General features: G+C 75.4%; 20 protein-coding genes and 1 pseudogene. 8 read left to right on the top strand and 13 right to left on the bottom strand.

Annotated elements, in window-relative coordinates:
• The first annotated feature begins 91 nt into the window (after positions 1-91).
• The gene (locus ACTUAL_RS12105; protein WP_096497357.1) at positions 92-1066 is read left to right on the top strand and encodes an NAD-dependent epimerase/dehydratase family protein; all 975 of its coding nucleotides are present in this window, start codon (positions 92-94) and stop codon (positions 1064-1066) included.
• A 73-nt stretch (positions 1067-1139) separates the two neighbouring features.
• The gene (locus ACTUAL_RS12100) at positions 1140-1763 is read left to right on the top strand and encodes an MBL fold metallo-hydrolase (RefSeq protein ID WP_440900301.1); all 624 of its coding nucleotides are present in this window, start codon (positions 1140-1142) and stop codon (positions 1761-1763) included.
• On the opposite strand, the gene ACTUAL_RS12095 is transcribed toward ACTUAL_RS12100, so the two are convergent.
• Positions 1734-2429, bottom strand: coding sequence for a DUF2334 domain-containing protein (locus ACTUAL_RS12095; protein WP_309142034.1), 696 nt, complete (start codon positions 2427-2429; stop codon positions 1734-1736). The two genes, ACTUAL_RS12100 and ACTUAL_RS12095, sit on opposite strands and share 30 nt — an antisense overlap.
• A gap of 115 nt (positions 2430-2544) precedes the next feature.
• Positions 2545-3432 (bottom strand): phosphoribosylaminoimidazolesuccinocarboxamide synthase, encoded by an 888-nt coding sequence (locus ACTUAL_RS12090; RefSeq protein ID WP_440900300.1) that lies wholly within the window; start codon positions 3430-3432, stop codon positions 2545-2547.
• 63 nt (positions 3433-3495) lie between these two features.
• On the opposite strand from ACTUAL_RS12090, the gene ACTUAL_RS12085 reads away from it, so the two are divergent.
• From ACTUAL_RS12085 to ACTUAL_RS12070, 4 genes are all read left to right on the top strand, one after another.
• Positions 3496-4353: an ABC transporter substrate-binding protein gene (locus ACTUAL_RS12085; RefSeq protein WP_096498134.1), complete on the top strand. Its 858-nt coding sequence runs from the start codon at positions 3496-3498 to the stop codon at positions 4351-4353.
• A 44-nt stretch (positions 4354-4397) separates the two neighbouring features.
• Positions 4398-5225: an amino acid ABC transporter permease gene (locus ACTUAL_RS12080; protein WP_177154561.1), complete on the top strand. Its 828-nt coding sequence runs from the start codon at positions 4398-4400 to the stop codon at positions 5223-5225.
• Positions 5222-5986, top strand: a complete 765-nt coding sequence (locus ACTUAL_RS12075) for an amino acid ABC transporter ATP-binding protein (protein WP_440900299.1) — start codon at positions 5222-5224, stop codon at positions 5984-5986. The genes ACTUAL_RS12080 and ACTUAL_RS12075 overlap by 4 nt, the downstream gene beginning before the upstream one ends.
• Before the next feature lie 80 nt (positions 5987-6066).
• Positions 6067-6540: a hypothetical protein gene (locus ACTUAL_RS12070; RefSeq protein WP_440900298.1), complete on the top strand. Its 474-nt coding sequence runs from the start codon at positions 6067-6069 to the stop codon at positions 6538-6540.
• Between the two features lie 84 nt (positions 6541-6624).
• Here the strand turns inward: ACTUAL_RS12070 and purB are convergent, their stop codons facing one another.
• The 6 genes from purB to ACTUAL_RS12040 are packed head-to-tail and all read right to left on the bottom strand — an operon-like array spanning position 6625 to position 11406.
• A complete protein-coding gene (gene purB / locus ACTUAL_RS12065; protein WP_440900297.1) occupies positions 6625-8055 on the bottom strand; it encodes an adenylosuccinate lyase in 1431 nt (476 codons plus the stop codon).
• 13 nt (positions 8056-8068) lie between these two features.
• Complete coding sequence (locus ACTUAL_RS12060) at positions 8069-8875, bottom strand: hypothetical protein (protein WP_096497363.1); 807 nt, start codon at positions 8873-8875, stop codon at positions 8069-8071.
• On the bottom strand, positions 8872-9399 hold the full coding sequence (locus ACTUAL_RS12055; RefSeq protein WP_096497364.1) for an RNA polymerase sigma factor: 528 nt from the start codon (positions 9397-9399) through the stop codon (positions 8872-8874). The genes ACTUAL_RS12060 and ACTUAL_RS12055 overlap by 4 nt, the downstream gene beginning before the upstream one ends.
• Positions 9400-9445: 46 nt before the next feature.
• A complete protein-coding gene (locus tag ACTUAL_RS12050; protein WP_440900296.1) occupies positions 9446-10036 on the bottom strand; it encodes a TetR/AcrR family transcriptional regulator in 591 nt (196 codons plus the stop codon).
• Between the two features lie 55 nt (positions 10037-10091).
• A complete protein-coding gene (locus ACTUAL_RS12045; protein WP_096497366.1) occupies positions 10092-10853 on the bottom strand; it encodes a hypothetical protein in 762 nt (253 codons plus the stop codon).
• Between the two features lie 37 nt (positions 10854-10890).
• Entirely contained in the window at positions 10891-11406 is a 516-nt protein-coding gene (locus ACTUAL_RS12040; RefSeq protein ID WP_440900295.1) for a SigE family RNA polymerase sigma factor, read from the bottom strand.
• 152 nt (positions 11407-11558) lie between these two features.
• Here ACTUAL_RS12040 and ACTUAL_RS12035 point away from each other — a divergent pair, with 152 nt between their 5' ends.
• Positions 11559-12578, top strand: coding sequence for a threonine aldolase family protein (locus tag ACTUAL_RS12035; protein WP_096497368.1), 1020 nt, complete (start codon positions 11559-11561; stop codon positions 12576-12578).
• Positions 12579-12582: 4 nt separating this feature from the next.
• Entirely contained in the window at positions 12583-13170 is a 588-nt protein-coding gene (locus ACTUAL_RS12030; protein WP_440900294.1) for an HAD family hydrolase, read from the top strand.
• Positions 13171-13279: 109 nt separating this feature from the next.
• Here the strand turns inward: ACTUAL_RS12030 and ACTUAL_RS12025 are convergent, their stop codons facing one another.
• The 5 genes and pseudogenes from ACTUAL_RS12025 to ACTUAL_RS12005 all read right to left on the bottom strand — a co-directional run.
• Complete coding sequence (locus ACTUAL_RS12025; RefSeq protein ID WP_177154563.1) at positions 13280-13432, bottom strand: hypothetical protein; 153 nt, start codon at positions 13430-13432, stop codon at positions 13280-13282.
• A gap of 6 nt (positions 13433-13438) precedes the next feature.
• The gene (locus ACTUAL_RS12020) at positions 13439-14605 is read right to left on the bottom strand and encodes a pyridoxal phosphate-dependent aminotransferase (RefSeq protein ID WP_096497370.1); all 1167 of its coding nucleotides are present in this window, start codon (positions 14603-14605) and stop codon (positions 13439-13441) included.
• A gap of 9 nt (positions 14606-14614) precedes the next feature.
• Positions 14615-15145, bottom strand: coding sequence for an ESX secretion-associated protein EspG (locus ACTUAL_RS12015; RefSeq protein ID WP_096498136.1), 531 nt, complete (start codon positions 15143-15145; stop codon positions 14615-14617).
• Between the two features lie 118 nt (positions 15146-15263).
• The gene (locus ACTUAL_RS12010) at positions 15264-16040 is read right to left on the bottom strand and encodes an ESX secretion-associated protein EspG (protein ID WP_096497371.1); all 777 of its coding nucleotides are present in this window, start codon (positions 16038-16040) and stop codon (positions 15264-15266) included.
• Positions 16037-16439, bottom strand: a pseudogene (locus tag ACTUAL_RS12005) (hypothetical protein); the annotation flags it as partial. The pseudogene ACTUAL_RS12005 and the gene ACTUAL_RS12010, both read right to left, overlap by 4 nt.

The raw sequence follows: 16439 nt of genomic DNA, 5'->3' as shown, positions 1-16439 counted from the left end.
CCTCGATCAAGCCCACCCGAACGTGTGTTCGTCCGTTCGCCGTCGGCGGAGTCGCTGGCCCGTGCGGCTCGGGCGCGAGCAAGGTGGCCCCATGCGGATACTGGTGCTCGGGGGGACGGTGTTCCTCGGTCGCGCGGTCGCGGCCGAAGCCGTGCGGCGGCGGCACGAGGTGGTGTGCGCGGCGCGCGGGGTCTCCGGGGGTGTGCCCGGCGGGGCCTCGCTCGTCGAGGTCGACCGGGCGGTCGGGCTCGGGGGGCTCGCGGGCGAGCGGTTCGACGCGGTGGTGGACGTCGCGCGGTCCGTGGGGTGGGTGCGGGAGGCCCTGCGGGTGCTCGGGGACGACGCCGGGCACTGGACCTTCGTCTCCACCGGGTCCGTCTACGCCGACCCGTCGTCGTCCACGAGCACCGAGCTGCTGGAGCCCGTCGAGGACGACCCGGACGCGCCCGTCACGCCCGAGCGGTACGGGGCGTTGAAGGTCGCCGCCGAGAACGCCGTGCGCGACGCGCTGGAGGACCGGGCGTTCGTGGTGCGCGCGGGCCTGATCACCGGGCCCGGCGACCTCAGCGACCGGTTCGGCTACTGGCCCGCCCGGATGTCCCTCGGCGGCCGGGTGGTCGTGCCCGACGCGCCGGAGCAGCCCGTGCAGCACGTGGACGTGCGCGACCTCGCCGCCTGGGTCGTGGACGCGGCCGAGCAGCGGATCACCGGCACCTACGACGGGGTCGGTCCGGCCGAGCCGCTGAGCCTGCTGCTCGGCGAGGTCGCGGGCGCGGTGGCCCCCTCCGGGACCGAGCTGGTGCGGGCGCCGGTGGACGTGCTCGACCGGCACGGCGTGCAGCCGTGGGCCGGGCCGCGCTCGCTGCCGCTGTGGCTGCCCGAGGGGTTCGAGGCGATGATGTTCCGCAACCCCCGGCCCGCCCTCGAAGCCGGGCTGCGGGTGCGGCCGGTGTCCGAGACGGCCGTGGACGCGCTGGCGCACGAGCGGGAGCTCGGGCTCGACCGGCCGCGCCGGGCCGGGCTGGACGCCGCCACCGAGGAGGCGCTGCTCGACGAGCTGGGCTGACCGGTGCGCCGGGCAGGCCGCGCGGCTCCGGGGGTAGAACGGGGAGCAGGGGGCACCGACCTAGGAGAACCGCGTGAGGATCACCCACTTCGGCCAGTCCTGCCTGCTCGTGGAGGCGGGCGGGGCTCGCCTGCTGTTCGACCCCGGCGCCTACTCGGCCGGGTTCGAGCGGCTCACCGGGCTGGACGCGGTGCTGGTCACCCACCAGCACCCCGACCACCTCGACCCGGCGCGGCTGCCCGCGCTGCTCGCGGCCAACCCCGGCGCGACCCTGGTGCTCGACCCCGGTTCCGCCGCGCAGCACCCGGACCTGGGCGCGACGACCGCCGAACCCGGCGCGGAGCTGGAGCTGGGCGGCGCGCGCGTGCGGGTGCTGGCCGCGCCGCACGAGGAGGTCCACCCCGCGATCCCGCTGCCGCTGAACGTCGGCTACCTGGTCGACGGCTTCTACCACCCCGGCGACTCGCTCGCCCTGCCCGGCGAGCCCGTGGACGTGCTGGGCCTGCCCGCCGCCGCCCCCTGGCTGAAGCTGTCCGAGGCGGCCGACTTCCTGGCCGCGATCGCCCCGCGCGTCGCGGTGCCGATCCACCAGGCCGTGCTCGCGGACCCGACCCTGCACCACACCGTGCTCACGTCCACGGCCCCCGCCGGGACGTCGGTGGTGGTGCTAGCGCCGGGTGAGCCGACCGAGGTCTGACCCGGTCATCAGGTCGGCGTAGGTCGTCGGGTCGGCGCCGTGGGCCAGCACGACGTCCACGGCGCCGAGCACCGCGCCGCGCAGCCCCGGCAGGTCGGCCGCGTCGACGCCGATCCGCACCACCCCGCCCCGGCGCAGCGCGGCGGCCAGCCCCTTGGGGCCGCCACCGCGCACCCGGCTCTCCACGTGCCGGCCGGTGCGCAGGTCCCGCACGCCCGCGAGGTCGGCGCACACCGCGAACCGGTGCCTGGCCAGCGCGAGCAGCGCGCCGGGCGAGACCACCCAGGACGGCGGCGCGAACACGTCGGTGGCCAGGCCGTGCCGGGCGAACGCGGCGCGGGCCGCCACCAGCCGCAGCCCGGCCTCGTGCGCGGGCAGCACCGCGAACTCCGCGCGCCTGCGCAGCGCGAACGGGTCGTCGCGGTGGTCGAACCCGTGCTGGACGAGCGCGTCGCCCCCGTCCAGCCGCGACCGCACCCAGTCCAGCGCCTCGCCCCGCCGGACGTGCGCAGGCGCGAGGAGCAACGACAGCGGAACACCCCGGCGGTCCAGCTCACCGGCCAGTTCCGAGCTCGGCCCCACCGACGCGGACCCGATCCCCGACAGCGACACCACCAGGCGCGCGACCATGCCCACCAGTGCGCCGCACGGGCGTGTACTGCGCACCACGGCGGGGTGAAGGCGGGATGCGGATTCCGCGAAACCCAGGTAGAGGGCCGGGAATAGCTCCGGCGCGACCCCGGAGAACCGGGACCGCGCCGGGGCGCTCAGCGGGGGAGGCTCAGGCCGAGGGCCAGTCCGCGAAGGACAGCCCGGTGATCCGCTCGTACGCCTCGACGTACCGGGCGCGGGTCGCGGCCACCACCTCGTCGGGCAGCGCGGGCGGCGGCGCGTCCGACTTGCGGTCCCAGCCGGACTCGGCCGAGGTCAGCCAGTCGCGCACGTACTGCTTGTCGAACGAGGGCTGCACCCGGCCTGCCTCGTAGGAGTCGGCGGGCCAGTAGCGGGACGAGTCCGGGGTGAGCACCTCGTCGGCCAGCACCAGCGCCCCGGCGCGGTCGACGCCGAACTCGAACTGGGTGTCCGCCAGGACCACGCCGCGGCTGCGCGCGTGCTCGCGGGCCGCCGAGTACACCTGGAGGGTCCGCGCGCGCAGCTCCTCGGCCAGCGCGCCGCCCACGACGGACTCGACGTGCTCGAAGCTCACGTTCTCGTCGTGCGCGCCGAGCTCGGCCTTGGTGGCAGGCGTGAAGATCGGCTCGGCCAGCTCGGAGGCCTCGACGAGCCCCTCGGGCAGCGGCACGCCGCACACCGACCCGGTCTCCCGGTACTCGACCATGCCGGAACCGGTGAGGTAGCCGCGCGCGACGCACTCGACCTGCACCATGTCCAGCCGCTTCACCAGCAGCGCCCGGCCTGCGACCTCGGCCGGGATGCGCGGGTCGTCCCAGGCGACGAGGTGGTTCGGCGCCAGGTCGGCGAGCTTGTCGAACCAGAACACGCTCATCGCCGTGAGCACCCGCCCCTTGTCGGGGATGGGCGTGCTCAGGACGTGGTCGTAGGCGGAGATCCGGTCGGACGCGACGAACAGCAGGAGTTCGTCGTCCACGGCGTGGACCGAGCGGACCTTGCCGGTGGCGATCACGGGGTAGTCGGCGAGCTGCGGCACGCGGAGCAGCGTACTTGTCCCAGCAGGTGAGCGATCCGCCCGGTACGGGGGATGATGACCGCCATGCGCTACCCCGCCCTGCTGATCGCCGCCGCCGCGATCGCCGCCGCCTCCGCGTGCGCCCCCGTCGACCAGTCCGCCCCCGCGCCCTCCGGCTCCTCGGGCCCGGCCTCCTGCAAGAAGGAGGACCTGACCACCCTGACGGCGGGCAAGCTGACCGTGGGCACCGACCAGCCCGCGTACGAGCCGTGGTTCTCCGACGACGACCCGGCCAGCGGCAAGGGCTTCGAGTCCGCCGTCGCGTACGCGCTGGCCGAGGAGCTCGGCTACGCCAAGTCCGACGTGGAGTGGGTGCGGGTGCCGTTCAACGCGGCGATCCAGCCCGGCGCGAAGACCTACGACCTGGACCTGAACCAGTTCTCCATCACCGAGGAGCGCAAGCAGGCCGTGGACTTCTCCGCGCCCTACTACGACGTGGCGCAGGCCGTCGTGGCGCTCGACAGCTCCCCTGCGGCGTCGGTGACGACGCTGGAGGCGCTGCGCGGCGTGAAGATCGGCGCGCAGGTCGGCACCACCTCGTACGACGCGGCGCAGCGGCTCCAGCCCTCGGAGCAGGTGTCGGTCTACAACACCAACGACGACGCCAAGGCCGCGCTGCGCGCCGGGCAGGTCCAGGCGCTGGTGGTGGACCTGCCGACCGCGTTCTACATCACCTCGGCCGAGCTGGACGACGCGAAGATCGTCGGGCAGGTCCCGGCCGGTGACGGCAAGCCGGAGCAGTTCGGCGCCGTGCTGGACAAGGGCAGCCCGCTGACCAACTGCGTGTCGCAGGCGGTCGAGGCGCTGCGCTCCAGGGGCGCGCTCGACGCGCTGGCCCAGGAGTGGCTGTCCAGCGCGGGCAACGCGCCCGTCCTGAAGTGAGCGATCCGCTGGTGGCCGGCCCCGAGGGGGGTCGGCCGCTCCCGGTGAGCGAGCTGCACCGGGAGCGGCTGGCGTACCGGCGCTCGCGGGCCAGGCGGTCGACGGCCGTCGCGCTGGCGTCGACCCTGGTGTTCGCCGCGGCGGCCTGGTTCACGGTGACCGGGGCGCCCGGCTGGCCCAGGGTGCGGGAGTCGTTCCTCAGCGCGGAGGTGGCGTGGGACGCGCTGCCCGCCGTGCTCGACGGGCTGTGGCTGAACCTGCGCGTGCTGCTGGTGTGCGCGGCGTGCGTGCTGGTGCTGGCGGTGCTGCTGGCCGGGCTGCGCACGCTGCGCGGGCCGGTGTGGTTCCCGCTGCGGGCGCTGGCCACCGGGTACGTGGACCTGTTCCGGGGGTTGCCGCTGATCATCCTGCTGTACCTGGTCGGGTTCGGGCTGCCCGCGCTGCGGCTGGGCGGGGTGCCGACGGACCCGGTGGTGCTGGGCGGGATCGCGCTGGTGCTGACGTACAGCGCGTACGTGGCCGAGGTGTTCCGGGCGGGCATCGAGTCGGTCCACCCGTCGCAGATCGCGGCGGCCCGCTCGCTGGGGCTGGACCACCGCAGGACGCTGCGGCTGGTGGTGCTGCCGCAGGCGGTGCGGCGGGTGACGCCCGCGCTGCTCAACGACTTCGTGGCGCTGCAGAAGGACTGCGGGCTGATCTCGGTGCTCGGCGCGGTGGACGCGGTGCGGGCGGCGCAGATCGTGCAGGCCAAGACGTTCAACTTCACCCCGTACGTGGTCGCGGCGCTGCTGTTCGTGCTGCTGGCGATCCCGTCGGGGCGGCTGGCCGACGCGGTGGCGCGGCGGGCGGCCGAGCGGCAGGGGGCGCGATGAGCGGGCCGGTGACCGGGCAGCCCGTGCTGGGGCTGCGGAACGTGGTGAAGGAGTACGGCGGGCGGCGGGTGCTCGACGGGATCGACCTGGACGTGGCCGAGCACGAGGTCGTGGTGCTGATCGGCTCGTCCGGCTCGGGCAAGTCGACGCTGCTGCGCTGCGCGAACCTGCTGGAGGACCTGGACGACGGGCAGGTGCTGCTCGACGGCGAGGACGTCTCGGACCCGAGGGTCGACGCGGACGTGGCGCGGCGGCGGATGGGCGTGGTGTTCCAGTCCTACAACCTGTTCCCGCACATGTCGGTGCTGGACAACGTGACGCTCGCGTCGCGGGTGGTGCACCGGGCGCCGCGCGCGCAGGCCGAGGAGCGCGCCCGCGAGCTGCTGGCGCGGGTCGGGCTGGCCGACCGGGCGGGGTCCTACCCGGACCGGTTGTCGGGCGGGCAGCAGCAGCGGGTGGCGATCGCCAGGGCGCTGGCGCACGGGCCGAGGCTGCTGCTGCTGGACGAGATCACCAGCGCGCTGGACCCGGAGCTGGTGGGCGAGGTGCTCGGGCTGGTGCGGGAGCTGGCGGCGCAGGGCACGACGATCCTGATGGCCACGCACGAGATGGGCTTCGCCAGGCAGGTCGCCGACCGGGTGTGCTTCCTGGACGGGGGCAGGCTGCTGGAGTCGGGGCCGCCCGCGCAGGTGCTCGGCGAGCCGGAGCACGAGCGGACCAGGTTGTTCCTGCGGCGGATCGTGGACGCGGGGCGGCTGTAGCGCGGGTGGTGGGGCGCGCCGGGGGCGCGTCCCGCCCTCGGGCGCGGCGCGCCGCCGTTAGACCGATCGGGATACGCCGCTTGGAGCAGCGGGTCGCCGCCCCTAGTGTGCTCGTCGTGGTGGACCGGAGAGCACTCCCGCGCGCTGCGGCGCTGACCGGAGCGGCGCTGCTCGCGCTGCTCACCGCCGGCGGCTCGCCGCAGGCCGCGCCCGCGCCTGCCGCGACCACGACGACGGCCAAGCCCGCGCCGACGACGGTGCTGGTGCCGCAGGTGGACATCTCGGTGCGGCCCGCGCCGACCGCGGCGCGGCCGACCGTGGCGGGCACGACCGCCCCGCCGCCACCACCCGCGCCGACCACGACGGCCCCGCCGCCCGCCAGCGCGCCCGCGCCCACGACGACGACCAGCGCGCGCGAGGACACCCGGCGGTACGACCAGATCGCGCTGGGCGGGTTCCCGTGCGCGGAGGTCGGGACGACGGCGGTGGACCCGACCGGCCGCAGGCTGGTGTGCCAGGCCGGTCCGCGCGGCTGGCTGCGCTGGGAGGGCTGAGCGCGGGACCGCCCGACCGGGGAGGTCTCCGGCCGGGCGGTGTCAGGTCGTGCGGGCGCTCGGGCAGTCCAAGCGCTCAGGCGCTCAGAGGATCGGCGCGGGCGCGTAGTCGGCGGCGCCGGGGTGCTTGTCCAGCAGCGCGGCCACCGCCTCGGCGACCCTGGCGACCTGGTCCTCGGCCACCCCGGTGAACGAGAGCCGGTCGGCCAGCAGCGCGTCCAGCCCGGCCCGGTCCAGCGGGACCCGCTCGTCGGCGGCCAGCCGGTCCAGCAGGTCGTTCTCGGCCAGCCCCTGCTCGCGCATGGCCAGCGCGACCGCGACCGCGTTCTCCTTGATCGCCTCGTGGGCCCTCTCCCGGCCGACGCCCGCGCGCACCGACGCCATCAGCACCTTCGTGGTGGCCAGGAACGGCAGGTAGCGGTCCAGCTCGCGCTGCACCACCGCCGGGTAGGCGCCGAACTCGTCCAGCACGGTCAGGAACGTCTCCAGCAGGCCGTCCAGCGCGAAGAACGCGTCAGGCAGCGCGACGCGGCGCACCACCGAGCACGACACGTCGCCCTCGTTCCACTGGTCGCCCGCCAGCTCGCCGACCATGGACAGGTAGCCGCGCAGCACCACGGCCAGGCCGTTGACGCGCTCGCACGAGCGGGTGTTCATCTTGTGCGGCATGGCGCTGGAGCCGACCTGGCCGGGCTTGAAGCCCTCGGTGACCAGCTCGTGGCCCGCCATCAGCCGGATGGTCTTGGCCAGCGACGACGGGGCGGCGGCCACCTGCACGAGGCTGGAGAGCACGTCGAAGTCGAGCGAGCGCGGGTAGACCTGGCCGACGCTGGTGAACAGCCGCTCGAACCCGAGGTGCCGGGCGACGGCGCTCTCCAGGTCGGCGAGCCGCTCGCGGTCGCCGCCGAGCAGGTCGAGCATGTCCTGGGCGGTGCCGACCGGGCCCTGGACGCCGCGCAGCGGGTAGCGGGCGATCAGCTCGTCGACCCGCTGGAACGCGACGAGCAGCTCGTCGGCGGCGGTGGCGAAGCGCTTGCCGAGGGTGGTGGCCTGGGCGGCCACGTTGTGCGAGCGGCCCGCCATGACCAGGCCGGTGTGCTCGGCGGCGAGCCCGGCCAGGCGCGCCAGCACGGCGGCCACCCGGCCCCGCACGTGCTCCAGGGAGCGCAGCACCTGGAGCTGCTCGACGTTCTCGGTCAGGTCGCGCGAGGTCATGCCCTTGTGCACGTGCTCGTGACCGGCGAGGGCGTTGAACTCCTCGATGCGGGCCTTCACGTCGTGCCTGGTCACGCGCTCGCGGTCGGCGATGGAGGCCAGGTCGACCTGCTCCAGCACGCGCTCGTAGTCGGCGACGGCGTCCTCGGGCACCTCGACGCCCAGCTCGGCCTGCGCCCGGAGCACGGCCAGCCACAGCTGCCGTTCCAGGACGATCTTGTGCTCGGCCGACCAGAGCCGGACCAGGTCCGCTGACGCGTAGCGACCTGCGAGGACGTTCGAGATGCGGGGCTTGCTCACGCGGTCAGGATAGTCAGCCCGCGGTGATCTTGAGGTTCCCGTCCGTGGCGATGCCGTGCATGGCGTCGTAGCTGCCCGTGTCGAGCGGGGGCTGATCGGGCGCGACGGGGTCGTAGACGAAGTTCCGGACGCGCACGACCGTGCCGTCCGCCCGGTGGTGGGTGATCGCGAGGCCGGACGGGACGCCCTCGGCGGCGTAGACGTCGGCGACGTCGACGGTGGTGCCGTCCGGCAGGGTGCTCGTGGCCCGGCAGCTCAGGTGCTCGCCCGAGCACGACCGGGCCAGCGGGGAGTCCTTGCCGCCGACGTCGACGCGCAGCAGCCCGGCGCGGTCCGCCGTCCCGTACGGGACGAGGACGCCCGCCAGGCCCAGCTCAGTGCCCAGCTGGGCGTAGGTGTCCTCGACGACCTTGGGCTTGCCCACGGTCAGCGTCCCGTAGTGGGGGTAGACGGACTCGAAGTAGTAGGCGATCCAGGCCCCCGGGTAGCTGTACCCCTCGAGCTCCTCGAAGCCGGGGGGCACGTCGGACGTCCCGGTGGGGGACGGCTCCGCCGAGACCGCGCCGGGGTCCGCGGTCCCGGTGACGATCAGGCCCGACGCGGCCGAGTCCACCGCGCCGGAGCGCAGCCGGTCGAGCACCAGCGGCACCGACAGGGCCGTCACCAGCAGCAGCGCCGTGGTCGTGCCGACGGCGGCCAGCGCGCGCCTGCGCTTGCGCCGCTGCCTGCCCTTCCTGATCAGCGCGTCGGCGTCGAAGTCCAGCGGGGGCTCGTCGCCCAGCGCGGCGAGCAACCCCTCCCGCAGTTCAGCCTCGCTCATGACGCAACCACCCGCCCCTCCACCGCTTCCACGGCCGCGCGCAGCGCGACCAGCCCACGAGCCGTCTGGCTCTTGACCGTCCCCTCGGTGCACCCCATCGCGACGGCCACCTCGCTCACCGGCAGGTCCTCGAAGTACCTCAGCACGAGGACCGCCCGCTGTCTCGGCGGCACGCGCAGCAGGCCCGCGTGCACCAGGTCCCTCGCCCACAACCGCTCCCCCGCCAGGTCGGGGTCGGCTGCCGCGTCCGCGACCTCCGGGAGCTCCCCGTCCCGCTGCTCGGCCCTGCGCCACGGTCGGCGCCGCTCGTCCAGCCAGGTGCGCAGCAGGACCTTGCGGGCGTAGGCGTTGGCGTTGTCGCGCCACTCGACCCGGTGCCACGCCTGGTAGAGCTTGAGCAGGGTGGCCTGCATCAGGTCCTCCGCCGTGTGCCAGTCGCCGCAGAACAGGTAGGCGGTGCGCCGCAGCGCGCCCGCCTGCCGCTCGGCGAAGTCGCGGAACGCCTGCTCGTCCGCCTTGCCCATCAGAAGTCCCCTTCCGCCCCTCCCCTGGGACTACACGCGCGGGGGGTCAGCGGGGTTGCAGGGCGCGGGAGAGCATCTTCCTGGCGACGCCCCTGGGGTCCGGGTCGACCTCGATGAGGGCGTTGACGACGGTCCCGTCGACGAGGGCGATCAGCTCCTCGACGCGCTCGGGCCCGACCCGCCTGCCCGCTCGGGCGAAGATGTCGAGGATGAGGGCGTGCAGCGCGCTCTTCTGCCGGTGCATGAGCGGGCGCAGGTAGGGGCGGCGGCCGGTGGCGATGAGGCGCTCGTAGCGCAGCACGACGGCCTCGGCGTCCTGCTCGCCGCCCGGTGGGCCGAGCAGGAGCTCCAGGACGAGGTCGGTGACGGTCTCGCCGTCGCAGTCGTCGGGGTCGAGCTCGTCCAGCCGGGCCTTGCCGCGCGCCAGCTCCAGGTCGCCGTGGTGCTCCAGCGCGGCGGTGACCAGGTCGTCGATCGAGTCGAAGTAGTAGGTGGTGGAGGCCAGCGGCAGGCCCGCGCGCTCGGCGACGGCCCGGTGGCGCAGCGCGGCGAACCCGCCCTCCACGAGCAGCTCCGCGGCGGCCTCCACCAGCGCCTGGCGGCGGCGGACGCCCTTGGGTGTCGCGGCGGCTGTCATTCGGGGGAAGGTACCCGGCGGCGGGTCGCCGGTGGGACGCGCCCGCCGCGCCGGTTCACCGCCCGGCCGCGATCGCCTGGGCCAGCCCTGGCAGGTCGGCGGCGTAGGGGGCGGTGGTGGCGCCCGCCGCGGGTTCGCTCAGGACGTGGACGCTCTCCCCGGAGGCTGTGGTGGCCACGGCCTCGCGGCGCAGGTCGGTGGCCAGGCTCGCGCGCACCCCGGCGGGGACCAGCACGACGGACACCGTCGCGTAGTCGGCGCCCGCCCTGACCAGGTAGCTCGCGCCGCGCGCGCCCGCCGGGCAGCCGGTGACCCCGGTGGGCACGAGGTCGCGGGCGACCGGGAGTTCGCCGGCGAGGGCGACAGCGAGCTCCCGGTCGGCCGCTCCGCACCCGCTGGGGGTGCCGCCGACCGTGGGGTCGGCGCTCCCCGGTGGTTCGTCCCCCTGCTCGGACGGGTCACCGGGGATGCTCTTGGGGGGTTGGCCGCCGGTGGGCTCCCCCGCTTCGCCGCGCGGGCCGTCCTCGGTGCCCAGCACGCGGGGTTCGGCGGTGGCGGCCTCCATGTCCAGGGTCGCGGGCGCCTGGCTCTCCAGCGCCGACGAGGCCCGCTCGGGGCCGCCGACCGGCAGCAGCCCGCCCGCCGCGACACCGCCCGCGAGCAGCACGACGGCCAGCGTCGACCCTGCGGCGAGCGCGGAGCGCCTGCGCAGGGTGGCCCGCTTGGACGCCGAGCGCACCGAGTCCAGGTCGAACGCGGGCGCCGGGGCCCCGTCAGCCGCGTCGCGGAACGCCTCCGCGAGCTTCCGCTCGTCCACTACCCCCACCTCCCGTTCCCGTTCCTGCCGTTCCCGTTCAGGACGCCGACCTCAGGTCGTCGAGCGCGTCGCCCAGCGCTTCGCGCAGCGCCGTGAGACCCCGCGCGGTCTGGCTCTTGACGGTGCCCTCGGTGCAGCCCAGCGCCTCGGCGGCGGCCGTGACGTCCAGGCCCTCCAGGAACCGCAGCACGAGCACCGCCCGCTGCCTCGGCGGCACCCGCTTGAGCCCCGCGACGAGCGCCTCCCTGGTGACCACCGACTCGGCGACCTCGTCGGTGGAGGGCCGCTCGGGGACCGCGTCCACGAACCGCTCCCGCCGCCACGGCCGCCGGGACTCGTCGATCACCGCGCGCACCACGCAGCGGCGGACGTAGGCGTCGAGCGCGCCCCTGTCCCGGATCTTGCGCCACTTGCGGTGCAGCGCGACGAACGCGGTCTGGGCGAGGTCGTCCGCCCGGTGCCAGTCACCGCACAGCAGGAACGCCGTTCGGCGCACGGCCTCCCGGCGAGCCGCGAAGTACTCCGCGAACTCCTGCTCGTCGTGCTGGTCCACGCGGACGCTCTCCGCTCGTCGTGCTTGCGCCTACCGGACGGAACCGGGGCACCTGGTGGTTGCACGGCTCGCGCGGGAGACGTGCGTCACCTCCATCGTGGTACCGAGGAGGCCGTCGGGACAGGGCTTGCCCGGTGTGATGTGATCCTTTCGTGACCCAGCTCGCACCGATCGACCTCCGCTCGGACACCGTGACGCAGCCCGACGAGAAGATGCGCCTGGCCATGTCGGCCGCCGAAGTGGGCGACGACGTGCTCGACCAGGACCCCACGATGCGCAGACTGGAGGAGCGGGTCGCGGACCTGCTCGGCGTGGACGCGGCGCTGTGGGTGCCGTCCGGGTCCATGGGGAACCTGATCGCGCTGATGGCGCACCTGCGGCGGGGCGACCGGTTCCTGGCCGCGCGGGGCGCGCACGTGCTGGACGCCGAGCTGGGCACCGCGGCGTGGCTCGCGGGCGGAATGCCTCACCCGTTGGAGTGGGATGTTGCCCCCGGACGGGTCACGGCCGAGTCGGTGCGCGCCGCCGCGGGCTCGCCCGGCCCCTACTACACGCTGACCTCGCGGCTGCTGTGCCTGGAGAACACGCACAACGCGGCGGGCGGGACCGTGACGCCGCCGGACGAGCACGCGCTGCTGGTGTCGGCGGCCCGCGACATCGGCCTGCGGGTGCACCTGGACGGGGCGCGGCTGTGGAACGCGGCGGTGCGGCTGGGGCTGCCGCCCGCGGCGCTGACCGTGGGCGTGGACACCGTGCAGGTGTGCCTGAGCAAGGGCCTGGGCGCGCCGGTCGGGTCGGTGGTCGCCGGGACCACCACGTTCGTGCAGGAGGCGCGGCGGCTGCGCAAGATGCTGGGCGGCGGGGTGCGGCAGGGCGGGGTGCTGGCCGCCGCCGGTCTGATCGGGCTGGACCGGATCGACGACCTGGAGGCCGACCACGTGAACGCGAAGGCGCTCGCGGACGGGCTGGTCGAGCTGGGCTGGGACGTGGTGGAGCCGGAGACCAACATCGTGCTCGCCGAGGTCCCCGACCTGGAGGTGACCCTCAGCGGCCTGCGGCACCTGGGGGTGCACGCCAGCACGATGTCGGGCAAGGTCCGGTTCGTGACCCACCGCGACGTGGGCGCCGAGGCCGTCGCCGAGGCCCTGCGCCGCATCTCCTCGGCGAGCTGACGCCGTGCGCTGGATCGTGTTCGACTACGGCGAGGTCATCAGCCACCCGAGCGAGGAACTGCCCCGGCTGGCCGCGCTGCTCGGCGTCGCCGACGTGGGCGAGGCGTACTGGCGGCACCGGGACGCCTACGACCGGGGGCTGTCCGACGAGGCGTACTGGGCGCGCGTGGGGGCCGACCTGGGCGTCGACGTCGGGCCGGAGCTGGCCGGGCGGCTGGCCGAGGTCGACCGGGCGGGGTGGATGCGGCCGTCCGAGGAGAGCGTGGCGCTGATCGGGGAGCTGGCCGCGGCCGGGGTCCCGCTGGCGCTGCTGTCCAACGCGGCGTCGTCGTTCGGGCGGGCTGTGGAGCGGCAGGCGTGGACCCGGCACTTCCGGCACCTGGTGTTCTCCGGGGACCTGGGCGTGATCAAGCCGGACCCGGAGGTGTGGCGGCTGCTCGCGGAGCGGCTGGGCGCGGAGCCGGGGGACTGCGTGTTCCTGGACGACCGGCAGGTCAACGTGGACGGCGCGGTGGCGGCCGGGATGTCGGGGCTGCTGTGGCGCGGGGTGGCCGACGCGCGGGAGCGGCTGGTGGGGCTGGGCGTGCTGTAGGCGCGTCCGGCGGTGCGGTCGCGGATACCTCCGGCGGTGTGGTCGCGGGCGCGCGGGGATGACCTGCGGAACCTCGTTTCCGCAGGTCAGCTCACGTCGGCGCGGCGCGCTACCGGGTGTTGGACTTGATCGCCCCGTAGGCGGCGAGGCCGAGGAAGACCGTGCCGCCGATCAGCACGAGCCAGAACACGCCCTTGAGCAGGGCGCCGAGCACGGCGAGCACCAGCCAGAGGGCCAGCAGCACCGCGATGATCCTGAGCATGCCCGTTCAACGCGCGGGCGGGGCCTGGGGTTCCAGCCAGTCCCCGATCCGGCGCAGCGCCTCCTCGACGTCCTCGCGGGACGAGGCGAACGAGAAGCGCACGTGCTCGTGGCCGAGCACGGGGTCGAAGTCCGCGCCGGGCACGATCGCCACGCCCGTGTCGTCGAGCAGCCTGCGGCAGAACGCCGTCGAGTCGTCGGTGAGGTGGCTGACGTCGGCGTAGGCGTAGAACGCGCCGTCCGCCGGGGCCACGCGGGTGATGCCGAGGTCGGCCAGGCCCTTGAGCAGCAGGTCGCGGTTCACCCGGTAGCCCTCGACCAGGCCCGCCATCTCGGCGCGGGACTCGGGGGTGAACGCGGCGACGGCGGCGTGCTGCGGCAGCGCGGGCGGGCACAGGGTGAAGTTGCCGGTCAGCCGGTCGGCGGCGGCCCGCAGGTCCGGCGGCATGAGCGCCCAGCCCAGGCGCCAGCCGGTCATCGCGAACGCCTTGGAGAAGGAGTTGACCACGACCGCGTCGCGGGAGGTCTCCCAGGCGGAGCTGAGCGGCGCGCCGAAGCTGATGCCGTGGTAGATCTCGTCGCTGACCAGCCGCACGCCGCGCTCGGCGCACCAGCCGGTGAGGGCGGCCAGCTCCGGCGCGGCCAGCACCGTGCCGGTGGGGTTCGCGGGGCTGGCCAGCACCAGGCCCTTCAGGTCCAGGCCCTCCAGCATGTCGACCGCGGGCTGGAAGCGGGTGTCCGGGCCGCACTGGAGCTCCACGACCTCGCAGCCGAGCGCGCGCAGGATGTTGCGGTAGGCCGGGTAGCCGGGGCGGGCCAGCGCGACCCGGTCGCCGGGGTCGAACGCGGCGAGGAACGCCAGCAGGAACGCGCCCGAGGAGCCGGTGGTGACGACGACGTCGTCCGGGGAGACGGCCAGGCCGTGCTCGTGGTCGTAGTGGCCCGCGATGGCCTCGCGCAGCTCCGGGATGCCCAGCTGCTCGGTGTAGCCGAGGGGCTGCTCGACCAGGGCGCGGCGGGCGGCCTCCAGCACCGGGGTCGGGGCGCGGCCCGACGGCTGGCCCGCCGCGAGGGAGACCACGTCCCCCTTGGCGCGCTGCCGCTCGGCCGCGGCGGACAGCACCTCCATCACGCGGAACGGGGGGACGGCCGACCTGGTGGAGACACCGAGCATGGCGACAACCTACGCGAGGCCGCTGAGCAGCGCGGCTGCGCGGGCGAGCAGCACGTCGGCGTGGACGGGGCCGTGGAAGTCGACGACGTCCCCGGCGCGGCGCCTGCGGCCGTCCTGGTCGAGCGCGGCGGCCCCGATGCGACCGCTCAGCCCAGGGGCGCCGATCCGGCCGCGGTCGTGGGCGGGGAGCAGGGCGGCCAGCGCGGCGGGCAGGTCGGGGGAGGGCAGCTCGACGAGGGTGACCGAGCGGTCGGCGAGGACGGCGCGGAGCGCGCCGGGGCCGGACGGGGCGGCGAGGGCGCGCACGGCGGTGCTGCCGTAGCCCAGGCGCAGGTCGACAGAGCGGGGCGGGGCGGCGAGCAGCGCGCAGGCGCCCGCCAGCCACGGGTCGAGGGCGGTGGCGCGGGCCAGGCCCGCCGCGACCAGGTCGGACCAGGGGGCCGGGGGTCCCGGCACGTGCAGGACGAGCGGCATCGCGCCGAGGTCGAGGCTGCGCCAGGCGGTCAGGAAGGCCGGGGCCGCGAGCGTCGCCGCGGTCACCGGTGGGTGGATCGACACGACGGAGGACGCGGTGGGGCGGGGCGGGGTTCCACGCGGCGGGCCCGGACGCGCCCGAGGCCGCCCGCGCGGGTGCGGGGGCGGCCTCGGGGCGTGCCGGTCAGACCTCCTGGAGCAGCTCCCAGACGCACCCGGCGAGGCGGGTGTTGTCGATCGGGGTGATCGTGCTCCAGTCGCGGCCGTCCGAGCTGGGGCGCACCAGGTGCAGGTAGCGGCCGGACGGGGTGTCGTGCCAGGCGACGACGCGCTTGGCCCTGGTCGTGGGCTCGCCGCGCTTGGCGGCGCGCTCGGCGCCGAACTGGCCGCGCGTGCCCATGCCCTCGCACATGGCGGCCAGCTCCTGGGCCTCGTGCAGCGGGACGCCCTGCCGCTCCAGCTCGGTGATGAGCCGCTCGGCGCTGGGGCCCGCCTTGGTGGAGGCGGTGCGGAGCACGTCGTTGGGCAGGCTGATGGAACGGCCGCGCCCGGCGGGCATCTCGCCCGCCACCGACACGGCGGCCTCGGCCAGGGCGGTGGCGCGGGACGGGATGAGCCACACCTCGTCGCCGTCGACCACGCCCAGCACCGCGTCGTCCCCGGCGGACGCGGCGAGGCCCTTGATCTTGCGGCCGTCGACCCAGATCCAGATGTCCACGCAGGCCTGCGGGTTGGCCAGCAGCGAGAACGCGTCGGCCAGCTCGGGGCTGACCCGCTGCCGGGACGCGAGGTCGCGGCGCTCCAGCGACTCCCACGCCGAGCGCACGAGCTCGGCGCGCTCGGTGTGGGTGATGCCGGGGCTGGGGACGTCGAGGGCGACGTTGCGCCTGGGGAGCCTCTCGGCCTCCCAGGCGACGTCGAACTCCAGGGTGGACAGCACTGCGGTGCCGGGAGCGGTCACCTCGCCTCGGGTTCGTCGCCGATGACGGACTGCACGACCATGCGCTCGTCGCCGAAGACGTCGTCCGAGTCCACCCCGTACTTGCGGATGTGCTCGCCGTCCTCCTCGTCGGGGCCGCCCTTGGCGGAGGCGGCGGGCTGCATCATCGACGCCGCCCCGGCCTTGCCCGCGAGGGCGCCCTTGCCCGCGGCGCCGCGCGCGAGGCGCTCGTCGCCGTCGATCGCGCCGATCGTGGCGGACACGCCCGCGGACTTGCCGGTGACCGGGCCGGAGTTCTTGACGCCCGCGGCCTTGGCGGCGTCCCCGGTGAGCGCGCCTGCGCCACCGGCGCCACCCGCGCCCCCGCGCACGACCTGCCCGCCGCGGGCGGTGCTGGCCGCGACCCCGAGCCCGGCGGCG

The organism is Actinosynnema sp. (assembly GCF_052038725.1).
Note: the sequence above shows the minus strand (reverse complement) of the source record. Positions and strands in the feature narration are given on the sequence as shown.

Bases quoted from the DNA above. Each gene is read 5' to 3' on its own strand.
- ACTUAL_RS12085 (WP_096498134.1), top strand. From the start codon at position 3,496: ATGCGCTACCCCGCCCTGCTGATCGCCGCCGCCGCGATCGCCGCCGCC.
- ACTUAL_RS12075 (WP_440900299.1), top strand. From the start codon at position 5,222: ATGAGCGGGCCGGTGACCGGGCAGCCCGTGCTGGGGCTGCGGAACGTG.
- ACTUAL_RS12105 (WP_096497357.1), top strand. From the start codon at position 92: ATGCGGATACTGGTGCTCGGGGGGACGGTGTTCCTCGGTCGCGCGGTC.
- ACTUAL_RS12020 (WP_096497370.1), bottom strand. From the start codon at position 14,605: ATGCTCGGTGTCTCCACCAGGTCGGCCGTCCCCCCGTTCCGCGTGATG.
- ACTUAL_RS12055 (WP_096497364.1), bottom strand. From the start codon at position 9,399: ATGGGCAAGGCGGACGAGCAGGCGTTCCGCGACTTCGCCGAGCGGCAG.
- ACTUAL_RS12050 (WP_440900296.1), bottom strand. From the start codon at position 10,036: ATGACAGCCGCCGCGACACCCAAGGGCGTCCGCCGCCGCCAGGCGCTG.
- ACTUAL_RS12025 (WP_177154563.1), bottom strand. From the start codon at position 13,432: ATGCTCAGGATCATCGCGGTGCTGCTGGCCCTCTGGCTGGTGCTCGCC.
- ACTUAL_RS12060 (WP_096497363.1), bottom strand. From the start codon at position 8,875: ATGAGCGAGGCTGAACTGCGGGAGGGGTTGCTCGCCGCGCTGGGCGAC.